11 protein-coding genes and 1 pseudogene are annotated in these 21104 nt (G+C 68.8%); 6 read left to right on the forward strand and 6 right to left on the reverse strand.

All coding sequences use genetic code 11. From position 1 onward, the window contains the following. The first annotated feature begins 198 nt into the window (after nt 1-198). The 5 genes from CJ022_RS01745 (at nt 199) to CJ022_RS01775 (ending at nt 9283) form a co-directional block, all read left to right on the forward strand. The gene (locus CJ022_RS01745; RefSeq protein ID WP_101924989.1) at nt 199-1503 is read left to right on the forward strand and encodes an MFS transporter; all 1305 of its coding nucleotides are present in this window, start codon (nt 199-201) and stop codon (nt 1501-1503) included. A 68-nt stretch (nt 1504-1571) separates the two neighbouring features. Continuing rightward, nucleotides 1572-2591 (forward strand): endo-1,4-beta-xylanase, encoded by a 1020-nt coding sequence (locus CJ022_RS01750; RefSeq protein ID WP_101925080.1) that lies wholly within the window; start codon nt 1572-1574, stop codon nt 2589-2591. Further along, nucleotides 2591-5515 carry a glycosyl hydrolase 115 family protein gene (locus tag CJ022_RS01755; RefSeq protein WP_233198554.1) on the forward strand — a complete coding sequence of 975 codons (2925 nt, stop codon included), beginning with the start codon at nt 2591-2593 and terminating at the stop codon, nt 5513-5515. The genes CJ022_RS01750 and CJ022_RS01755 overlap by 1 nt, the downstream gene beginning before the upstream one ends. A gap of 895 nt (nt 5516-6410) precedes the next feature. Then, nucleotides 6411-7835 carry a glucuronate isomerase gene (gene uxaC, locus CJ022_RS01770; RefSeq protein ID WP_101924992.1) on the forward strand — a complete coding sequence of 475 codons (1425 nt, stop codon included), beginning with the start codon at nt 6411-6413 and terminating at the stop codon, nt 7833-7835. Between the two features lie 236 nt (nt 7836-8071). Continuing rightward, nucleotides 8072-9283 carry an endo-1,4-beta-xylanase gene (locus CJ022_RS01775; protein WP_101924993.1) on the forward strand — a complete coding sequence of 404 codons (1212 nt, stop codon included), beginning with the start codon at nt 8072-8074 and terminating at the stop codon, nt 9281-9283. A 297-nt stretch (nt 9284-9580) separates the two neighbouring features. Here the strand turns inward: CJ022_RS01775 and CJ022_RS01780 are convergent, their stop codons facing one another. The 5 genes from CJ022_RS01780 to CJ022_RS01800 form a co-directional block, all read right to left on the reverse strand. Further along, the gene (locus tag CJ022_RS01780; RefSeq protein WP_101924994.1) at nt 9581-11044 is read right to left on the reverse strand and encodes a mannitol dehydrogenase family protein; all 1464 of its coding nucleotides are present in this window, start codon (nt 11042-11044) and stop codon (nt 9581-9583) included. Continuing rightward, on the reverse strand, nt 11041-12714 hold the full coding sequence (locus CJ022_RS01785; protein WP_101925081.1) for a glycoside hydrolase family 43 protein: 1674 nt from the start codon (nt 12712-12714) through the stop codon (nt 11041-11043). The genes CJ022_RS01780 and CJ022_RS01785 overlap by 4 nt, the downstream gene beginning before the upstream one ends. A gap of 205 nt (nt 12715-12919) precedes the next feature. Next, nucleotides 12920-14179, reverse strand: a complete 1260-nt coding sequence (gene manD / locus CJ022_RS01790) for a D-mannonate dehydratase ManD (RefSeq protein WP_101924995.1) — start codon at nt 14177-14179, stop codon at nt 12920-12922. Nucleotides 14180-14264: 85 nt separating this feature from the next. Then, a complete protein-coding gene (locus CJ022_RS01795; RefSeq protein ID WP_101925082.1) occupies nt 14265-16166 on the reverse strand; it encodes a sialate O-acetylesterase in 1902 nt (633 codons plus the stop codon). A gap of 98 nt (nt 16167-16264) precedes the next feature. Continuing rightward, nucleotides 16265-18424 carry an alpha-glucuronidase family glycosyl hydrolase gene (locus CJ022_RS01800; RefSeq protein ID WP_101924996.1) on the reverse strand — a complete coding sequence of 720 codons (2160 nt, stop codon included), beginning with the start codon at nt 18422-18424 and terminating at the stop codon, nt 16265-16267. Between the two features lie 134 nt (nt 18425-18558). Here CJ022_RS01800 and CJ022_RS01805 point away from each other — a divergent pair, with 134 nt between their 5' ends. Beyond that, nucleotides 18559-19620, forward strand: coding sequence for a LacI family DNA-binding transcriptional regulator (locus CJ022_RS01805; protein ID WP_101925083.1), 1062 nt, complete (start codon nt 18559-18561; stop codon nt 19618-19620). Nucleotides 19621-19710: 90 nt separating this feature from the next. On the opposite strand, the pseudogene xylA reads toward CJ022_RS01805, so the two are convergent. After that, nucleotides 19711-21019 (reverse strand): annotated as a pseudogene (gene xylA / locus CJ022_RS01810) (xylose isomerase). Nucleotides 21020-21104 lie beyond the last annotated feature (85 nt).

Raw genomic sequence — 21104 nt, forward strand, 5'->3', positions numbered from 1 at the left:
TCGCATCGCGTCTTTTTCGCTTGTTTCCCCGCGTATCCGCGATTCGTGTCGCGGGATACGCCCGGCGTGATGCAGTGCAGAACGCACATGCCGGCACGCTGTGTTAGTGATAGCGCTATCACGATGGGGGCGCGCGACGCGGAGGGACACGATGCAGCAGACACCAGGGTGCGCCCCGTGCGCGCGTGGCGTATCACGATGAGCCGGCCCACCGACGGGGCCGCGCCGCCCGGGGCCTCCACGCCCGCCGCGAAGATCGGCATGTACCGCTGGCGCGTATGCGCGATGCTGCTGGCGGCCACGACCATCAACTACATCGACCGCCAGGTCCTCGGCGTGCTCGCGCCGTTCCTGCAGGACGAGATCGGCTGGAACGAGATCCAGTACGGCTACATCGTCACCGCGTTCCAGGGCGCCTACGCGATCGGCCTGCTGTGCGCCGGTGCGATCATCGACCGGCTCGGCACCAAGGTCGGCTATGCGATCGCGATCTGCATCTGGAGCATCGCCGCGATGAGCCATTCGCTCGCGGCCGGCGTCGTCGGATTCATGCTCGCCCGTTTCATGCTCGGACTCGGCGAAGCCGGCAACTTCCCCGCCGCGATCAAGACCGTCGCCGAATGGTTCCCGCGCCGCGAACGCGCCTTCGCCACCGGCATCTTCAACTCGGGCTCGAACATCGGCGCGATCGTCGCGCCGTTGCTGGTGCCGATCATCGCGCTCACCTGGGGCTGGCAGGCCGCGTTCCTGTTCACCGGCGTGCTCAGCGCGACCTGGCTCGCGGTGTGGTTGCTGACCTACCGCACGCCCGAGCAGCAACCGGCGCTGTCGGCCGCCGAGCTCGCCCACATCCGCAGCGATCCGCCGGAGCCGTCGGCGCGCGTGCCGTGGTTGCAGATCCTGCGCCACCGCCAGGCCTGGGCGTTCGTCGCGGCGAAGTTCATGACCGATCCCGTGTGGTGGTTCTTCCTGTTCTGGTTGCCGAAATTCCTCAATGCCGAATACGGCCTGACCCTGCTCGCGCTCGGCCTGCCGCTGGTGGCGATCTTCGTGCTCGCCGATGTCGGCAGCATTCTCGGCGGCTGGCTCGCGGGACGCTTCATCCGCCTGGGCTGGAGCGTCAACCGCGCGCGCAAGGGCGCGATGCTGATCTGCGCACTGTGCGTGGTGCCGATCGTGTTCGCCGCGCAGGCCGACAACCTGTGGCTCGCGGTCGCACTGATCGGGCTGGCGACGGCCGGGCACCAGGGCTGGTCGGCCAACGTGTTCACGCTGACGTCCGACATGTTCCCGCGTCACGCGGTGGCGTCCGTCGTCGGGATCGGCGGCTTCGCCGGCGCCGTCGGCGGCATGATGATCGCCACCTTCACCGGCTTCCTGCTGCAGACCACGGGGAGCTACGTACCGGTCTTCCTGATGGCGGGCTCTGCCTATCTGCTGGCGCTGCTGGTCGTGCATCTGCTGGCGCCGCGCCTGGAACCCGCGCAGCTCGAAACCGCTTGAGCGCGCGCCTGCATCCGCGGGCGCGCCATGCCGTACCGATGGATCACGAACACGGAGGAACCGACACGATGCGACACCTGCCATTCGCTCTGGCCACTGCACTCGCCCTCGCACTGGGCGGTTGCGGCGATCGACCTGCCGCGGAACCCACGCCCACTACATCACCGCCGGCCGCGCCGGCGCCGGATCCGGCATCGTCCACCGCCCTCGCCCATGGTCTCGACCGCTTCCTCGGCGGCGCGCACAGCCCGCCGCAGGCCGACGGCTTCGCGGACTACTGGAACAAGGTCACGCCCGAGAACGGCGGCAAGTGGGGCGAGGTCGAGGCCGAACGTGACGTCATGCACTGGGCCGAACTCGATGCCGCCTGGGCCGTCGCGCAGGAACACGACCTGCCGTTCCAGATGCACGTGATGGTCTGGGGCAACCAGCAGCCGGAATGGATCGAGACGCTGCCTCCCGAGGAGCAGCGCGCCGAGATCGAGGAGTGGTTTGCGGCGGTGGCCGAGCGCTACCCCGGCATCGACATCGTCGAGGTCGTCAACGAGCCGCTCAACGATCCGCCGTCGAAGGACGACGAAGGCGGCGGCAACTACATCGAGGCGCTCGGCGGCGGGGGCGCCAGTGGCTGGGACTGGATCCTCGAATCATTCCGGCTCGCGCGCCAGCATTTTCCCGATTCGAAGCTGATGCTCAACGACTACAGCGTGACCAACAGCGAAGACGCGACCCGGCGCTATCTGGAGATCGTCCGCCTGCTGCAGGCCGAGAATCTGGTCGACGTGATCGGCGTACAGGGCCATGCGTTCTCGACCACCAACCTCGATGCGCTGGGCGCGACCGGCCTGCCGGTGCACGTCACCGAGTTCGATCTCGACGGTGTCGACGACGCCGTGCAGCTGGCCAGCTACCAGCGCGTGTTCCCGGTGTTCTGGGAACATCCCGCGGTACAGGGCATGACCCTGTGGGGCTTCCGCCGCGGCCTGTGGCGCGACGAACAGGGCGCCTATCTGATCCGCGAGGACGGCAGCGAGCGACCTGCACTGGAGTGGCTGCGCAGCTACGTGCGCGGGGAGGTCACGCAGTGATGTCGATTGTAGGAGCGCGCTCGCGCGCGAACGCACGCCGCGCCAAAGGCTTCTTCGCGCGCAAGCGCGCTCCTACAGGTGCGCTGCTTCTTCTGGCGCTGTTCTGCGCCATGCCGCTGCACGCCCGCGACTGCGCGCAGCCCGCCGCGGTCTGCGTGCAGGCGGTACCCGATGCACTCGCGCTGATCGCAGACGGCCAGCCGCTCCCCGTCCTGATCGACGCCGACGATTTCCCTGGTGTCGCGCGGGCCGCCGACGATCTGCGCACGGATCTCGCCGCCGTCTCGGGCGTGGGGGCCAGCGCCCTGCCCGCGCCCACGGGCACGCCGCCGTTGGCGATCATCGCCGGCACCCTTGGTCACAGCCCGCGCATCGATCGCATCGTGCGCGAGCACGCGCTCGATACCAGCGGCGTCGCCGGCCAGTGGGAAGGCTATTCGCTGCAGCTCGTCGACGCGCCCGAGCCCGGCATCGAGCGCGCCCTGGTGATCCTCGGCGCCGACAAGCGCGGCACGATCTTCGGCCTGTACGAGCTCTCGCGCCGGATCGGCGTGTCGCCGTGGAACTGGTGGGCCGATGCGGCGCCCGAACGCAAGACCGCGTTGCACATCGCGCCGGGGCGCTTCGTCGATGCGCCGGCCGTGCGCTACCGCGGCATCTTCATCAACGACGAGGATCCGGCGCTCGGCGGCTGGATGGCCGCGACCTACGGCGGGCCGAACCACCAGTTCTACGAACGCGTGTTCCAGCTGATCCTGCGGCACAAGGGCAACTACCTGTGGCCGGCGATGTGGGGTCGCGCGTTCTACGACGACGATCCGCAGAACGCGGTGCTCGCCGACGAGATGGGCGTCGTCATCGGCACCAGTCACCACGAGCCGATGATGCGCGCCCACGTCGAATGGGCGCGGCATGGTAAAGGGGCCTGGGACTACACGCGCAACCGAGATCGCCTGCAGGACTTCTGGCGCCAGGGCATCCGCCGCATGGGCACGCACGAGAACGTCGTGACCTTGGGCATGCGCGGCGATGGCGACGAGCCGATGAGCGACGCCACCGCGACGACGCTGCTCGAGACCATCGTCGCCGACCAGCGCCGCATCCTCGCCGAGGTCACCGGCCGGCCGGCCGACGCGATCCCGCAGGTGTGGGCGCTGTACAAGGAAGTCCAGGACTATTTCGATGCGGGCATGCAGGTGCCGGACGACGTGACCCTGCTGTTCGCCGACGACAACTGGGGCAACATCCGCCGCCTGCCGGCACCGGACACGACGCGTGCAGGCGGCTACGGCGTCTACTACCACTTCGATTACGTCGGCGGCCCGCGCAACTACAAGTGGATCAACACCACCCAGATCGAGCGCGTCTGGGAGCAGATGCGGCTGGCACACGCGCACGGCGCCGACCGGCTGTGGGTGGTCAATGTCGGCGACATCAAGCCGATGGAATTTCCGATCAGCTTCTTCCTCGACTACGCCTGGGCGCCCGATGCGTATCCGGTCGAAGCGGTGAGCGCCTATCCGCAAGCCTTCGCCGCCGAGCAGTTCGGCGAGACCCATGCGGCGGAGATCGGCGAGATCCTGACCCGCTACACCCAGTACAACGCGCGGCGCAAACCCGAACTGCAATCGCCGGACACCTGGAGCTTGGTTAATTTCGGCGAGGCCGATCGCGTACTCGCGGACTGGGATGCGCTGGTCGAACGCACGCAGCGGATCGGCACCGCGCTCGGCGCTGCGCATCGCGATGCGTATTACCAACTGGTCGAATATCCGGTGCTCGCCAGCGCCAACCTCGCGCACCTCTATGTCGCCGTCGCCCGCAACCGGTTGCATGCCGCACAGGGACGCGTCTCGGCGAATGCCTGGGCCGACGAGGCCGAACGCCGCTTCGCCCGCGATGCCGAGCTCGCACGCGTCTACGAACAGGACATCGCCGACGGCAAGTGGATCCACATGATGTCGCAGCCGCGCATCGGCTACACCCACTGGCAGCAGCCCGAGCGCAATGTCATGCCGGCGCTGTCGCGGGTGGACGTGCGCGAGCGCGGCACGATGGGCGTCGCGGTCGACGGCGATGTGCGCGGCTGGCCGGTGCCGACTCTGCCGGCGCCCCTACCACCGCTCGACCCGTATGGCGCGCCATCACGCGAGGTCGTCGTGTTCAATCGTGGACACGCGCCGTTCACGTTCTTCGGGACGTCCTCGCAGCCCTGGCTGCGCGTGACGCCGACGTCCGGTGAGGTCGAGGACGAGATGCCGCTGCGCATCGATGTCGACTGGAACGCCATATCGGCGGGTGAGCACGTCGGCCAGATCGACCTGCTCGGCAGCGACCGCACCGAAGTGCGCATTGTCGTGCCGGTATCGAAGCCCGCCTCGGCGGTCACCGGCTTCATCGAGAGCGAAGGCGTCATCGCAATCGAGGCCGCGCACCACGCGCGTGCGGTCGCGCCGGAGGGCTTGGCCTGGGAGACGATCCCGCATCTCGGGCGCACGCTGTCGGCGGTGACCTCGGTGCCCGTGACCGCGGGCGCGACAACCGCGGACGCGTCGGGCGCGTGGCTCGAGTACCGGGTGCACTTGGCGAGCGCCGGCGATGTCGAGGTCCGGGTCGTGCTGTCGCCGACACTCGATTACCAGCATCGCGGCGGCCTGCGCTATGCCGTCTCGTTCGATGATGCCGCGCCGCAGGAGGTCACGATGCATCTCGATCCGACACCCGGCCATCCGCAGTTCCAGGCCTGGGAGCGCGCGGTCAGCGACAGCGTGCACGTGGCGACCTCGCGACACCGGGTCGAAGCCGGCGCACAGACCTTGAAGCTGTGGCGGATCGATCCGGGTGTCGTGGTGCAGCGGATCGAGATCGTGCGGGATGCGGCGCGCTCGAGTTATCTCGGGCCGCCGGAGAGTGTACGGCGGTGATGTCGGCGTTGACGTTTCTTGTTCATCCCGATTGGGCTCCAGAGATGGGTCTTTCGGCTGTGGCGTCTGCTCCGGCGTTGGCTCCTGCTCCTGTTTTTGCTCCTGCTTTGGCAGTTGCCTTTGCCCTTGATCTCGAATCGAGCCGTAGAGCGAGCCGAGCACCGGAGCCTGACGTGGCCGAAGAGCAGCCCATGTCTGAGCGCAGCGAGTTTGGGCTGCGTGCCGCGTCAGGCGAGGAGCACAGGGGACCGACGCGGCTTCATAGCGTCGGCTCGCGTCCGGCGAAGGGACCTTTTGGTTCCTTTTGGGTCCATCCAAAAGGGACTCGCACGCGCAGCGGGCGAAAGCCTTGCACTTGCTTGAGCTTCTTTGCCTGTCGCTTCGCGACTCTGATGTTTCGAGCAGATACCAACAATCAAACGCAGGAGCGAAGATCAAAGACAAGGCTTCCGCGCTGTCGCGCGGCTTACTTTTGTCTTGGCAAAAGTAAGCAAAACCGTCTTCGCCGGACGCGATCCGCCGCGATACAGCCGCGGCGGTCCCCTGCGCTTCTCGGACGACGGGGCACGCAGCCCAAACTCGCTGCGCTCAGACATGGGCTGCTCTTCGACCCCGCCGCCCTGCGATGCTCGGCTCGCTTTACGGCTCGAAAAGATCAACAGCAAGAGCAAGAGCAAGAGCAAGAGCAAGAGCAAGAGCAAGAGCAAGAGCAAGAGCCTGCGCGGAGTCCTGCACCGTCGGCGAGCCCACTCTCACTGTTGCAGGCCAGAATCCCACGCCGCCGGTCGGTAGCTCACACATTCGCGCGATCGCGTCGTACCCGGCGAGCGGCTGCAGCAATGAACCCATTTCACTTCCGCCAGCACGCGCCACCCCATTCCACCCGAGCCTCGTCATGACGCACGCCCCCCACCCCCTCACCCTGCACCCCGACCGCCTGTTCTCGTCGGACACCACCCAGCGCACCATCGCGCGTCGCCTGCATGCCGAAGTCACCGGGCTGCCGATCGTCAGCCCGCACGGTCACACCGACCCAGCCTGGTTCGCGACCAATGCGCCATTCGCCAACGCGACCGAGCTGCTGCTGGTGCCGGACCACTACGTCTTCCGCATGCTCTACAGCCAGGGCGTGGACCTCGATGCACTGGGCATCCCGCGTGCCGACGGCTCGCGCACCGAGGTCGATCCGCGCGAGGCGTGGCGGCTGTTCGCCGGGCACTGGACGCTGTTCCGCGGCACGCCGTCGTCGATGTGGCTGGACCATGTGTTCCACGATGTCTTCGGCCTGCGCCAGCGACTCTCGGCGTCCACCGCCGATGATTACTACGACACGATCACCACTGCGCTGCAGACACCGGAGTTCCGACCGCGCGCCCTGTTCGAACGCTTCAACATCGAAGTCATCGCGACCACCGAGTCGCCGCTCGATCCACTCACGCACCACGCGACGATCCGCGAAAGCGGCTGGTCGGGCCGCGTGGTCACGGCCTATCGTCCCGATCCGGTCATCGATCCGGAGCACGAGCAGTTTCCGGACGCCCTCCGCCGCTTCGGCGAAATCACCGGCGAAGACGTCCACGCGTGGACCGGCTACCTCCGCGCGCATCGCCAGCGCCGCGCGTTCTTCGCCGCGCATGGCGCCACGTCGACCGACCACGGCCATCCGAGCTGCGCGACCGCGGACCTGTCAGACGCCGACGCACGCGGCCTGTTCGACACCGTCGTGCGCGGCGCGGCCACGCCGGCCGAAGCCGAGCTGTTCCGCGCGCAGATGCTGACCGAGATGGCGAAGATGAGCCTCGACGACGGCCTGGTCATGCAGATCCATCCCGGCTGCTTCCGCAACCACAACCGCGAGCTCTTCGCCCGCTACGGCCGCGACAAGGGCGCCGACATCCCGCTGCGCACCGATTACGTGCACGCGCTCAAGCCGCTGCTCGATCGCGTCGGCAACGCGCCCGGCTTCACCCTGATCGTGTTCACGCTCGACGAAAGCACCTATGCGCGCGAGCTCGCGCCGTTGGCTGGCCACTATCCCTGCCTGTTCCTCGGCCCGGCGTGGTGGTTCCACGATGCGCCGGAGGGCATGTGGCGCTTCCGCGAACAGACCCTCGCCAGCGCCGGTTTCTACAACACCGTCGGCTTCAACGACGACACGCGCGCGTTCCTGTCGATCCCGGCGCGGCACGACGTCGCGCGCCGGGTGGACTGCGCGTTTCTCGCCAAGCTGGTCGCCGAACACCGCATCGACGAGGACGAGGCCGCCGAGGTCGCGATCGATCTGGCCTACCGGCTGCCGAAGCGGGCCTACCGGCTCTAGGGCGGCGTCGAGATGGATGTTGACGCGACGACATGCTCCCCGACGACGCAGCCGCAGTGCGACGTCGGAACCATTCGAGCGCACGCTGTGTGTCGCCGAAGAAACAGGCGTCCGTCGCCCGAAGCTCTGCGCAGCAAGCGCGCTATCGGCCACCGGACGCTTCCGGCTTCAGACGCTCACGCGCGCGCGCCACGCAGCCGGCGCCGTGACGCACCTTCCGCATCAAGGAGATTCCGATGACCCGACGCACCTGCTTCGCATCTGCACTCGCGGCGGCGCTGCTCTGTGGCCTCACCCTGCCGGCGACGGCAGCGCCGCGCGATCCGGCCCCTGCCCCGCAATCCACCAACGCGGGCGAAGCGGGATCGACGCTCAAGGAGGCCTACCGCGGCGCCTTCCTGCTCGGCACCGCCGTCAATGACGACATCGTCGCTGGCCGCGATCCGCGCAGCGAAGCGCTGGTGCCCCGGCATTTCAATGCACTGACCGCCGAGAACGTGATGAAGGCCGAGGTGCTGCATCCGCAACCCGGCGTCTGGGATTTCGGGCCGGCCGATGCGTTCGTCGCCTATGGCGAGCGCCACGGCATGTACCTGATCGGCCACACCCTGGTGTGGCACAACCAGACGCCGGCGTGGTTCTTCGAAGCCGACGACGGCACGCCTGCCGGGCCCGAGGTGATGACCGAGCGCCTGCGCGACTACATCGAAGTGGTCGCAGGCCGCTACGCCGGTCGCGTCGATGCCTGGGACGTGGTCAACGAAATCATCGGTGAAGACGGCGAATACCGTGACACCGTCTGGACGCGCGCCTTCGGCGGCGACGGTGACGCGGTGGTGCGCCTGGCGTTCGAGGCCGCCAGCCGGCATGCGCCCGACACCGCGCTGTACTACAACGACTTCAACGCCTGGCGGCCGGAGAAGCGTGCCGGCATCGTGCGCATGGTGCGCATGCTGCAGGACGCCGGCATCCGCATCGACGCCATCGGCATGCAGGGCCACTGGGGCCTGAACTATCCGTCGCTCGACGACATCGAAGCCTCGATCGACGCCTATGCCGCGCTCGGGGTCAAGGTGATGATCACCGAACTGGACGTCGACGCGCTGCCGCTGACCCGCGAAGGCCAGATCATCGGAACCGGCATGCTGCACCCGCAGTTCCAGCTGCCCGAGTTCAAGCGCTATCTCGATCCCTACCGCGACGGGCTGCCGGCCGACGTGCAGCAGCAGTTGGCCGATCGTTACGCCGAGCTGTTCCGCCTGTTCCACCGCAAGCGCGACGTCATCGACCGCGTCAGCGTCTGGGGCGTCGAGGACGGCATGTCGTGGAAGAACGACTATCCGATTCCGAACCGGACCAACTACACCCTGCTGTTCGATCGCGAGCGCCAGCCGAAGCCGGCGCTGGAGGCGGTGCTGGCGGTACCGGGTGAGGCGGTGTCGCGCTGAAGCGGTCATGCGCGAGCAGGAACCGCACCGCAAGGGAGCAGACCCGCGCGCGCGGCTTATGGCTCTTCGCTCGTTCGCGAGCATGCGCTGTGCCACTCGTATTGGCTGCTGCCGACGGCCCTCTGGCCAACCACGCCAAAGCAATGCCGTCATTCCCGCGGCTCTCAACAGCCGAACGGCTGGTCAGGCGGGAATGACGGAACAAGTATCTAGCAGCGGCTAGCGCCATGGCGCCGGTGACTCGCTACCACTCGACGCGATCCGCATACGCAAACGCACACACAGGGCTCTCGCGCATTAGGCCGCGGCGAGCGCCCTTGCCACGTCGGCCGGCGTCGCATCCCCGAGTGCGGCATAGGCACGCACGAGCGCATCGACGATCCGCGCGTCATCGACCACCGCGTCGAACACTGGGTCCAACGCCAGGATCGTGGCCACGTCCCGGCGCATGTCGCCGATCATCGTGGCGCCGACCGAAGCCAGCCTGTCCGCCATCGGATCATCCAGCGCGACACCGGCCTGCGCCTGGCGCCGCACGAAGTGCATCCATGCGGCGACCGGCAGGCACAGCCTGTCGATGGATCGACCCGTTGCGCGGGCATCGGCGATCGTGCCGAGCAGGCGCACGGGAATCTTCTGCGAACCATCCCAGGCGATCTGGCCCAGCCGATGGCGGATCTCGGGATTGCGGAACCGGGCGAGGATCGCGTCGATGTAGGCCTGGGCGTCGAAGCCGTCCATCGGCTCGAGCGTCGGTGCGATGTCCTCGCGCATCAGGCGCTCCACGAATGCGGAGAGCGCCGGGTGGCGCATCGCGTCGCTGACCGTTTCCAGTTCCAGCAGCAGGCCGAGATACGCCAGCGTGCTGTGCGGCCCGTTGAGCAGACGCAGCTTGGCGCGGTCCCAGCCGGCGATGTCGCTGCTGAGGATCACGCCGGCGCGTTCCAGCGGCGGCCGGCCGTTGCAGAACGCATCCTCGACCACCCACTGCGTGTAGGGCTCACGCTGCACAGGCCAGGCATCGTGCAGGCCGAGCGCGGCGTCGACGTCGGCGCGCAGCGCGTCGTCGGTGGCCGGAGTGATGCTGTCGACCATCGAGCGCGGGAACGTCGCGTGCGTCTCGATCCAGTCTGCGAGCCCGGCATCGAACCGGCGTGCGTACTGCAGCACCGCGCGCCGCAGGCGCCCACCGTTGTCGGCGAGGTTGTCGCAGCTCAGCACCGTGTACGCGGACAGGCCGTGCGCCCGCCGCAGGGCGAGCCCGGCGACGACGACGCCGATCGCGCTCGACGGCGCTTCCGGCGTCGCGAGATCACGGACGATATCGGGATGCGCGAGATCGACGCCGTCGGCCGACAGGCAGTAGCCCTTCTCGGTCACCGTCAGCATCACCAGGCGCACATCCGGATGCGCCAGCCGTGCGAGCACCGCATCGCGTTCGTCGGTCGCGCACAGCACCTCGCGCAAGGCGCCGATCACGCGCAGCGTCGGTCCGCCGTCGCGCAGCGCCAGCGTGTACAACCCGTCCTGCGGGCGCAGCGCGTCGCGCACGTCGGGACTGCGCAGCGACACGCCACAGATCGCCCAGTCCGGGTCCTCGGCCAGCAGATCGTCGATATAGACCGCCTGGTGCGCGCGATGGAACGCACCGACACCCAGATGGACGATGCCGATACGTGTGTCAGCGCGATCGAAGGCCGGCCGCACCACTGTCGGCGGCAGCGTGGCGAGCGTGTCGTCCGACAGACGCGGCAGGTTCATCGTTCGTCGCGCGCGTACGGGCCCAGGGTCACGCCGACGAAACCACCGGCGTCGTCGGTGCTGAGCATGGTCGCATCCGCCCCTTCCAGCAGCGGCTGCCAGTCGCCGTCGTCGGCCGCGAACGCGAACGCGATCTCGCCCTCGTCGCCCGCGATCCGCAGGCGCAGCGCGTCCGCCGCAGGCACCGTGCGCGTGGCGAGCACTTCGACAGGCGCGCCCTCGCCCTTGGCGCGCTCGACGAACAGTTGCAGCGCGTCATCGGCGTCGCGGCGTACACCGACGACGTACCAGTGGTTGCCGCTCTGGAACGCCGCGAGGCCCGCGGCGACGCCTTGCGCCGGCGGCGCGAGCGCGGTGCTCGCTTCGAACACCAGGTGCTGCTGGCGGCGGCCGATGAAGGATGGATTGCCCAGCGTGTCGAGGCCCTCGCGCAGCGGATGGATCGCCAGCTGGCCGGGGTGCGAGGCCAGATCCGTCCAGTCGCGCTTGGGCACGCGAACGTACATCCATTCGCGCTCCAGCGCCGGCGCATCGAACTCGTCGCGCCGGGTGAAGTTGCCCGACATCGGTGCCTGGTCGGCGGGGCGCGCCATCCACGACGGCGCCGGCAACGTGTACGGAATCGTCTCGCCCAGCGGCAGGATCGTCGGCCAGCCGTCTTTCCAGGTCACCGGCAGCAGGAAGGTCTCGCGGCCGGTGTTGTACTGGCGCACGTCGTAGTTGCGGCTGGCCAGGAACACCGCCCACCAGCTGCCGTCCGGGCCTTCGACCATGTCGACATGGCCGGCATTGGTGATGGGCAGGTCGCGGTCAGGCGGCAGGTCGCGCTGGGTCAGGATCGGATTGTGTTCGTAGGGGATATACGGCCCCCAGACATCGCGGCTGCGCAGCACCACCTGCGAATGCTGGGGCCCGGTGCCGCCTTCCGCATTCGACAGCACGTACCAGCCGTCGACCTTGTAGATGTGCGGGCCCTCGATCCAGATCGGGTTGTCTTCCGGCTTCACGCCCCCGTCGATCAGCACCTTGCGCGGGCCGAAGGGCTTGAGCGTGTCGATGTCGATCGCCTGCAGCCAGATCGCGCGGTGGCCGTCGTAGCGCACCGGCACCTCGGGCTCATCGTTGTTGAGGATGTAGGCGCGACCATCGTCGTCGAAGAACAGCGAGGGGTCGATGCCGCCGATGCCCGGCAGCCACACCGGATCCGACCAAGGCCCGGCAGGATCGGTCGCGGTGACGATGAAGTTGCCGCCGGCATCGACCGAGGTGTTGACCACGTAGAACGTGCCGTTGCGGTATTCGATGGTCGGCGCGAACACGCCGCGCGACAGGCCCAAGCCGTCGAAATCCAGCTGGCCGGGGCGATGGATCGCGCTGCCCACCTGCGTCCAGTGCACCAGGTCCTCGCTCTCGAACACCGGGATACCCGGGAAGTAAGTGAACGTGGAATGGACCATGTAGAACTTGCCGCGCGCGGCGACGATGCTCGGATCGGAATGGAAGCCCGCGAGGATCGGATTGCGGAAATGCCCCTCGGGCAGCGGTGTCTCGAACGCGCGGTCGCGGCCGGTGTACTCGAACCAGTCGAAGAGCACGGGTGCGGCAGTGGCGGGCGCTTCGACGGCGGCGGTGGACGCGTTCGTCTGCGCGAACGCATTTCCGCCCCCCATCGCCGACAGTGCCGCGAGCGCAGTCGCCAGGAGCGCGTTCACACGCGCGCGTGGTACGTGTGGCGTTCGACAGTCGAGCGTGCGGTGAGACCCGACGCGTTCGTTGCAGACAAGCTCCGCGGAGTCATCGGACCCCACACCACCGGCCCACATCGCCCAGGCCGCGCCCCTTGTCGATCGCTTCATTCCGGTCTCCTCCATGTCGCTACCAGTCCCACATCGCGCCGTCTTCGAGACGGGCGATCGGCAGCTGTTTCGGGTTGTAGGGATATTTCGCCGCCAGGGATTCGTCGATCTCCACACCGTGGCCCGGCGTGTCGCCGACATGCAGCCGGCCGTCGCGGAACACGTAGTCGTGCGGAAACACCGCGTTCGCCTCGTCGCTATGGAACATGTATTCCTGGATGCCGAAGTTCGGCACCCAGGTGTCGACATGCAGCGCCGCGCCCATCGTCACCGGCGACAGATCGGTGGCGCCGTGGAAGCCGGTGCGCACCTGGTGCAGCCCGGCGAAATCCGCGAGCCGGCGGATGTGGGTGATGCCGCCGCCGTGCACGATGGTGGTGCGGATGTAGTCGATCAGCTGCTGCTCGATCAGGTGCTTGCAGTCCCAGATCGAGTTGAACACCTCGCCCACCGCCAGCGGGGTCACCGTGTGCTGGCGGATGATCTCGAACGACCGCTGGTTCTCGGCGGGCGTCGCGTCCTCCATCCAGAACAGCCGGTAGGGCTCGAGCTCGCGGCCGAGCCGCGCGGCTTCGATCGGGGTGAGCCGGTGGTGCACGTCGTGCAGCAGTTCGACGGTGGTGCCGTGGTCGGCGCGCACGCGCTCGAACAGTGCCGGCACCGTCTCCAGATACCGCGGCGTGTTCCATTCGGTCTCGGCCGGCAGTTCGCTTTCGGCCGGCTCGTAGGGCTTGCCGCCCGATGAGATGCCGTAGGCCTTCTTGACGCCCGGCACGCCGCATTGCGCGCGCACCGCGAGGAAGCCCTTGTCGATGTAGGCGCCCACCGCGTCGCTGGCCTCGGCGATATCACGCCCGTTGGCGTGCGCGTAGACCAACGCACCCTCGCGCGAGCGGCCACCGAGCAGCTGGTACAGCGGCAGGCCGGCCATCTTGCCGAGGATGTCCCACAGCGCAACGTCGACCGCGGCGATCGCGGTCATCGTCACCGGTCCGCGGCGCCAGTACGCGCCGCGGTAGAGGAATTGCCACAGGTCTTCGATACGACCGGCATCGCGCCCGATCAGGTTCGGCACCACGTGGTCCTGCAGGTACGACGCCACGGCGAGCTCGCGGCCGTTGAGGGTCGCGTCCCCCAGCCCGGTGACGCCCGAGCGGGTGACGATCTTCAGGGTCACGAAGTTGCGGCCGGGACAGGTGACGATGACCCGCGCTTCGACGATCTCGCGGTCGCGGTTCGAGCTGTAGGGGCTTGATTCGTGGGGACTGGAGGTCGACATCGTGGCTCCCGGAACAGTCATTCGGATGGTGTGGATCGGGTCCTGCAGTGCCGCGCGCACGGGCGACGCGACGCGATGATTCCGGTCAGTGGATTTCGATGTCGAAGGGACCGGCGGGTTGATCCGCGGCATCGAACAGATTCACCAGCGGTGCGTCGGCCCAGGCGTAACGCACGCGCACCGGCGTCGGCCCCGCGTCGGCGCGCAGGCGCACGCGATTGCCTTCGACGCGGGCGTCGACGAAGCGGCAACCGTCACCCCCCGCGCCGCACAGCTCGAAGCCGACCGGCCCGGCGGCGCCGTGCACGAACAGCCCGCCTTCGACATCGGCGAACGTCACCACCACATCGTCGCCCTCGCGACGCGCTTGCTGCGGCACCGGACCGGACGGCGCGATGCGCTCGCCGTAGACCGCCTGCCGCGCGGCACGCGCCAGGCGTTTGCCGAGCACCTGCTTGTTGGCCGGATGGATGTCGTAGCGGTCGCCGATGTCGATCGTCACCGCGAGCGCGCTGTGCGGATCGGTGGCGACGGCGCGTTGTGCGTCGCGCAGCGCGGCCCAGTCGCTGTCGCCGGGCGCGCTGGCAGGCGTGCCGTAGTTCGCGAGCTGGACGACGAGAAACGGCAGGTCGGGATCGTCGAAGCGGGCGCGCCAGTCGTCGCGCAAGCCTCGGAGCAGGCCGGCGTAGGCATCGGCCTCGAAGGTGTTGGATTCGCCCTGGTACCAGAGCATGCCGCGCAGGCGCATGCCCGACAGCGGCGCGATCATGCCGTTGTACAGCGTCGACAGCCCGGCCGCGGACTGCCACGGCGCGCGCGGCGGCGAGCCGACCGCGTTCGGCACCACGCGATAGCGCCAGCCACCATCGAGCGGCACCGTGCTGCCGCCGGCGAACTTCAACGCATGCGCGGACGCCGGCCCGGCCAGCCCGCCTTCGCGGTAGGTGTCGAGCACGTTGACGACGATGTGGTTGTCGCCGGCGCGCAGCAGGCCGTCAGGCAGTGCGTAGGTCCGCGGCGTGCCGGCGCCGTAGGTGCTGCCGACGGCCTGGCCGTTGACCCAGGTGGTGTCCATCTCGTCGGCCGGCCCGAGCACGAGGGTCGCCGGCTGCGCGGCCTGTGCATGGGTCAGCGTCACGGCCGTCCCATACCAGAGCATGCCGTCGAACGCGGCGAGTGCCGGCACGCCCCAGCGTTCCCAGGCGCCGAGAGTGCGCGGTGCATCGCGCCAGTCCGCGCCGCTGGCGTCGCCCTCCCAGGGACGGTCATCAGCAGCGATGCACGGGCGCTGTCGCCACCAGCCGGTCCACACCTGCCCCCAGCGCGCGACGGCGGCGTCGGGCGCGTCGGCATACAGCGCCAGCACGTCGAGTTCGGCGTCGAGCCCGCCGCCGGCACGCAGTGCGTCGGCACTGGTCCAGGCCTGGATGCGCGAGCCGCCCCAGGCCGCGTTGACCAGGCCCATCGGCACGTCGACGGTCTTCTGCAACTCGCGCGCGAAGTAGTAACAGGCTGCGGAGAAATCCCGGATCGAATCGGGGGTCACGGTGTGCCAGCGCGTCTCGGCGCCGAAGCGCGCCTGCGGCGCCGGGTGGCCGGCCTGCGGCACGGTCAGCAGACGGATCGTGTCGCTGTCCGCGCCGGCGATCTCCGCGCGCGCGTCGAGCGAACGCCAGACCTGCAGCTCCATGTTCGATTGTCCGGAGCACAGCCAGACATCGCCGATCAGCACGTCGTCGACCGTGCGCGTGACGTCACCAGCGCGCGCCTGCAACCGGTGAGGACCGCCGGCCGGCAATGCCGGCAGCTCGACCTGCCATCGCCCCCCGGCATCGGCCCGCGCGCGGCGCTGCTGCCGTCCCAGGGTGATCTCCACGGACGCGCGCGGCGTGGCCTCGCCCCAGATGCGGATCGGCTCGTCGCGCTGGAGCACGGCATGGTCCTGGAACAGCGGATGCAGCAGCGCCGCTTCGGCGTCGTCGGCCATCGCCGGTGCGAACGCTGCGAGGCCGAGCAGCAGCGTCGCCAGTCCGAGGCGCGCCTGGACGCGTGCCGGCCGACACCTCGGACGGACACGTGCGCGGATCACTGCGTATCTCCCGGCGCATGCGGAAATTCCAGCGCCTTGTAATGCGCCAGCGGATGTGGCGGCGCCGCCACGCCAGCGGGCAGCGGCAGGCCGGAGATCGACTGGAAGTACGCGATGCTGGCATCGCGCCACCATTGCGCCTCGTCCTGCTGGATCGCGAGGAACGCGGCGACCTGCGCATGCCGCTCGGGATCGATGCGACCGTCGAGCCCGTCCCAGGTCGCGCGCATGTTACCCACCGTGGCCACGCCGCGGTCGTAGCGCAGCACCAGCTCGTCCAACAGCGGGCGTCCGCTACGCATCGGATGGTTCCAGGGCACGTGGTGGAACCACAGCAGGAATTCCTCCGGCGTGCGCGCGACATCATCGAAGATCTCGGCCACCGGCGGCGCGTATTGCGACACCGCATCGCTGCCCCGGCGCGTGCGATCGAAACCGATGCCGTTCGCGTCCGCGCGGTGGAAATACACCGAGGTCCAGTCCGCGCGCGGACCGCCTTCGACCCACGGTCCGGGGCCGTAGTGATGCCCACGCCCCATCACGTGGTGCAGCCCGAGCGCACCGGTGTAGTCCACCACCGCCTCGCGCGAGGCCATCATCATGCCGACGACGGGCTCGACGACCGCCGGATCGTTGGCGAACGTCATCCGCGTCCATTCGACCGCGAGGTCGCGCGACGACAGCTCCGGATTCCACGCCAGGCGCCCGAACGCGTACCAGTTGGCCTGGTCGAAGTGCGAGCCGCTCCAGTTGCGGTCGCTGCCGATGTTGGCGACGCCGGCGATGCCGGTCAGCGCATGCCCGTCGAGCGAGCCGTCGATCACGCGCGCAACGGTCGAACCGGGCCCCTGCACGTGGGTGTCGGCATCCAGCACCTCTTCGTACAGCGGCGCCTTGTACGCCAGATGCGTCGCGAAGCCGAGGTATTCCTTGGTGATCTGGAATTCCATCATCAGCGGCGTCTTCGGCATCGCACCGAACAGCGGATGGAAGGGCTCGCGCGGCTGGAAATCGATCGCGCCGTTCTTGACCTGCACCAGCACGTTGTCGCGGAAGGCACCGTCGAGCGGCACGAACTCGTTGTACGCCTGCTTCGCGCGGTCGACCGGCTCCTCGTCGGAATACACGAACGCGCGCCACATCACGATGCCGCCGTGCGGCGCGACCGCATCGGCCAGCATGTTGGCGCCGTCGGCGTGGCTGCGCCCGTAGTCCTGCGGGCCGGGCTGGCCTTCCGAATTGGCCTTGACCAGGAAGCCGCCGAAATCGGGAATCAGCGCGTAGACCTCGTCGGCCTTCGTCTTCCACCAGCGCTGCACGCCGGCATCGAGCGGATCGGCCGTCGCGAGGCCGCCGATCTCCATGGGTGCGCTGAAGCGCGCGCTCAGATAGACCCGCATGCCGTAGGGGCGCAATACGCCCGCGATCGCCGCGACCTTCTCCAGGTACATCGGCGTCAACACGTCGGCATTGGCGTTGACGTTGTTGAGCACGGTGCCGTTGATGCCGATCGAGGCATTGGCGCGCGCATAGTCGGTATAGCGCGGGTCGAGCCAGCCCGGCAGGCGGTGCCAGTCCCAGATCGACTGACCGGCGTAGCCGCGCTCGACGTAGCGGTCGAGGTTGTCCCAGTGGTTGAGCACGCGCACGTCCAGCCGGGGCGCCTCGCGGATGTCGAGCGAAGCCAGCGGGTGTCCGGTCTGCAGCAGGCGCAGCAGGTGGAACGCACCGTACAGCGCGCCGACGTCCTCGTTCGCCGCGACGACAGTGGTGGCATGGCCGTCAATGCGCGTGCTGAGGATCCGGTAACCCTCGTCGCCGAGCGCCTCGAGGTCGAGCGCCAGCGCTTCGATCTGCGACGACGACGCCGGTGTGCCGACCAGCACCGCGCCATCGCGCGTCACCTGTGCCTCCACCGGCAGCGCCGCGCCCACGAGACCGCCCAGGCCGCGTTGCAGCTCGTCGCGGGTCGCGGCCTGGACCGGCGTCGCGTCCGCCACCACCAGCTGGGTCACCGCAGGTGCGGCCGGCGCCGCAGCGGCGGCGTAGCGCAGCCACAGGTCGTAACCGTCTTCGGCCTGCGCCGCGGGCGCCACGACCAGCGACAGGCCGGCCAGGACGCCGAACGCCGACGCGCGAAGGGCGCGCCAGTGCATCGGGTCGCCGAGGCGGCGGGTTAGCGTTAACATTCGCGGCATATGGATTCCCTCCCCGGAACCGGCTTTCATGCACATGGGCCCGCCGTGTGCGCCGGGCCCAACCCGTCGCCTGGCAAGTGAAGGAACGCGCGTTGGAGAAACCCAAGAAATCCGTGCGTCGCAAGACCCGGGGCGTCACCATCGCCGAAGTGGCCGAACTGGCCGGCGTGTCGCCGATGACGATCTCCCGCGTCGTCAACGGCCAGGGCAAGGTCCGCGATGCGACGCGCGAGCGCGTCATGCGCGCGGTGCAGGCGCTGAACTACACGCCCAACCTCGCCGCGAGTTCCCTGGCTGCGGCGCAGCACACGCGTATCGCGCTGATCTATTCCAATCCCAGCGGCGCCTATCTGCGCGAACTGCTGGTCGGCCTGCTGCGCGTGGCCTCGGGCACGTCGATCCAGCTGGTCATCGACTACTGGGACGAGCTCGACGCCGATGCCGAACGCAAGCAGGCGCGCGCGCTCGCCAAACGCGTGGACGGCGTGATCCTGCCGCCGCCGCTGTGCGAATCGCGCGCCGCGGTGACCGAGTTCGTGCGCGCCGGCGTGCCGGTGGTGGCGATCGCGTCGGGCCATTTCAGCGACGACATCTCCTGCGTGCGCATCGACGACTTCGGCGCCGGCAAGGAAATCGCCGAGCACCTGATCCAGCAGGGCCACACCCGCATCGCGTGCATCAAGGGGCGCGCCGACCTCAGCGCGACGACGCGGCGCTTCCAGGGATTCAAGGCGGCGCTGGACGAGGCCGGCATCGCCCTCGATGCGTCGCTGGTGCAGCAGGGCGACTACACCTACCGCTCGGGCCTGAAGGCGACGGAGACGCTGCTGGCGCTGCGCAAGCCACCCAGCGCGATCTTCGCCAGCAACGACGACATGGCGGCCGCCGCGATCTCGGTCGCCCACCGCCGCGGCCTCGACGTGCCGCGCGACCTGTCGGTCGTGGGCTTCGACGACAGCTCGGCCGCGACCACCGTCTGGCCGGAACTGACGACGATCCACCAGCCGATCGCCTCGATGGCCAACGCCGCGATCGAGGTCCTGGTGCGCGGCATCCGCCGCAACGACAGCACCACGCGCGTGCTGACCGATCACGTGGTCTCGCACCGCCTCATCGTCCGCGATTCCGTCGCCGCCCCACCGCGCGGCAAGTGACCGCCGCGCACTGCGCCGCGCCGCGCCACCGCCCGCCTGCGCGTTCGCAGTCTGCGTGCCGGCGGCGGCGGGCGACGTGCGCATGCGGGGTCAGCGCAGCAGGTACTGGTTGAGCAGGTTCTCGTAGGCCTCCTGGCGGCCGCTGCGCTGCTGCGGCTCGCCGGCCTTCGACGCGATGCCGTGCAGGTCGGCCAGCGACAGCGTGCCGTTCTCGAACGCCTGGCCATCACCCGCGTCGAAGCTCGCGTAGCGGTCCTTGCGCCACTGCTCCCACGGGGACTTCTCGAGCAGCGCGTGCGCGACTTCCAGGCCGCGCGCGAACGCGTCCATGCCGCCGATGTGCGCGATGAACAGGTCTTCCATGTCGGTGGACTCGCGGCGTGGCTTGGCGTCGAAATTCAGGCCGCCTTCCAGGCCACCCTGGCGCAGCACGACCAGCATCGCGCCGACGGTGTCGTAGAGATCGGTCGGGAACTGGTCGGTGTCCCAGCCGTTCTGCGCGTTGCCGCGGTTCGCGTCGATGCTGCCGAGCAGGCCGTGATCGCTGGCCACCTGCAGATCGTGCTCGAAGGTGTGTCCCGACAGCGTGGCGTGATTGGCCTCGATGTTGAGCTTGAAATCCTGGTCGAGGCCGTGCTCCTTGAGGAAGCCGGCGACGGTGGCGCTGTCGAAGTCGTACTGGTGCTTCATCGGCTCCATCGGCTTGGGCTCGATGAGGAAATTGCCCTTCAGGCCGATGCTGCGGCCATAGTCGCGCGCCATGGTGAGGAAGCGCGCGAAATGCGACAGCTCCCGCTTCATGTCGGTGTTGTGCAGGCTGGCGTAGCCCTCTCGGCCACCCCAGAACACGTAGTGCTCGCCGCCCAGCTCGACGGTCGCGTCGAGCGCGGCCTTGACCTGCACGGCTGCGCGCGCGACCACCGTTCATGTAGCGCGGATGCGAGAACAGGTTCGCCGTGCCCCACAGCAGCTGCATGCCGGTCGCCTGCTGGCGCTCCTTGGCCAGCGCGACCATGTGCTTGAGGTTCCTCTCGTATTCGCCGATGTCGTCGGCGTCCGGCGACAGGTCGATGTCGTGGAAACACCAGTACGGCACGCCGAGCTTGGTGAAGAACTCGAACGCCGCATCGAGCTTGGCCTCGGCCGCGGCCAGCGGCGCGCCGCCATCCCACGGGAACCGGCGCGTGCCCGGGCCGAACGGATCCTGTCCCCCGCTGCAGAACGTGTGCCAGTAGCAGACCGCGAAGCGCAGGTGCTCGGCCATCGTCTTGCCGCCGATGCGGCGGTCGGCCTCGTAGACCTTGAAGGCGAGCGGATTGTCGGACTCGCGGCCTTCGAAGGGGATGGTGCCGATGCCGCTGAAGTATTCGCGGCCACCGATGAAATGCTGTGCGCTCATGTGGGGTTTCTCGTGCAGGACGTGGAAAAGGCGGAGACGGAAGAAGCGCGCAGGCGCGTCGCGGCGCGATGCCGGTACATCGCGG

Source organism: Luteimonas rhizosphaerae, assembly GCF_002849595.1.
In the GTDB taxonomy this organism is placed as follows: Bacteria; Pseudomonadota; Gammaproteobacteria; order Xanthomonadales; family Xanthomonadaceae; genus Luteimonas; species Luteimonas cellulosilyticus.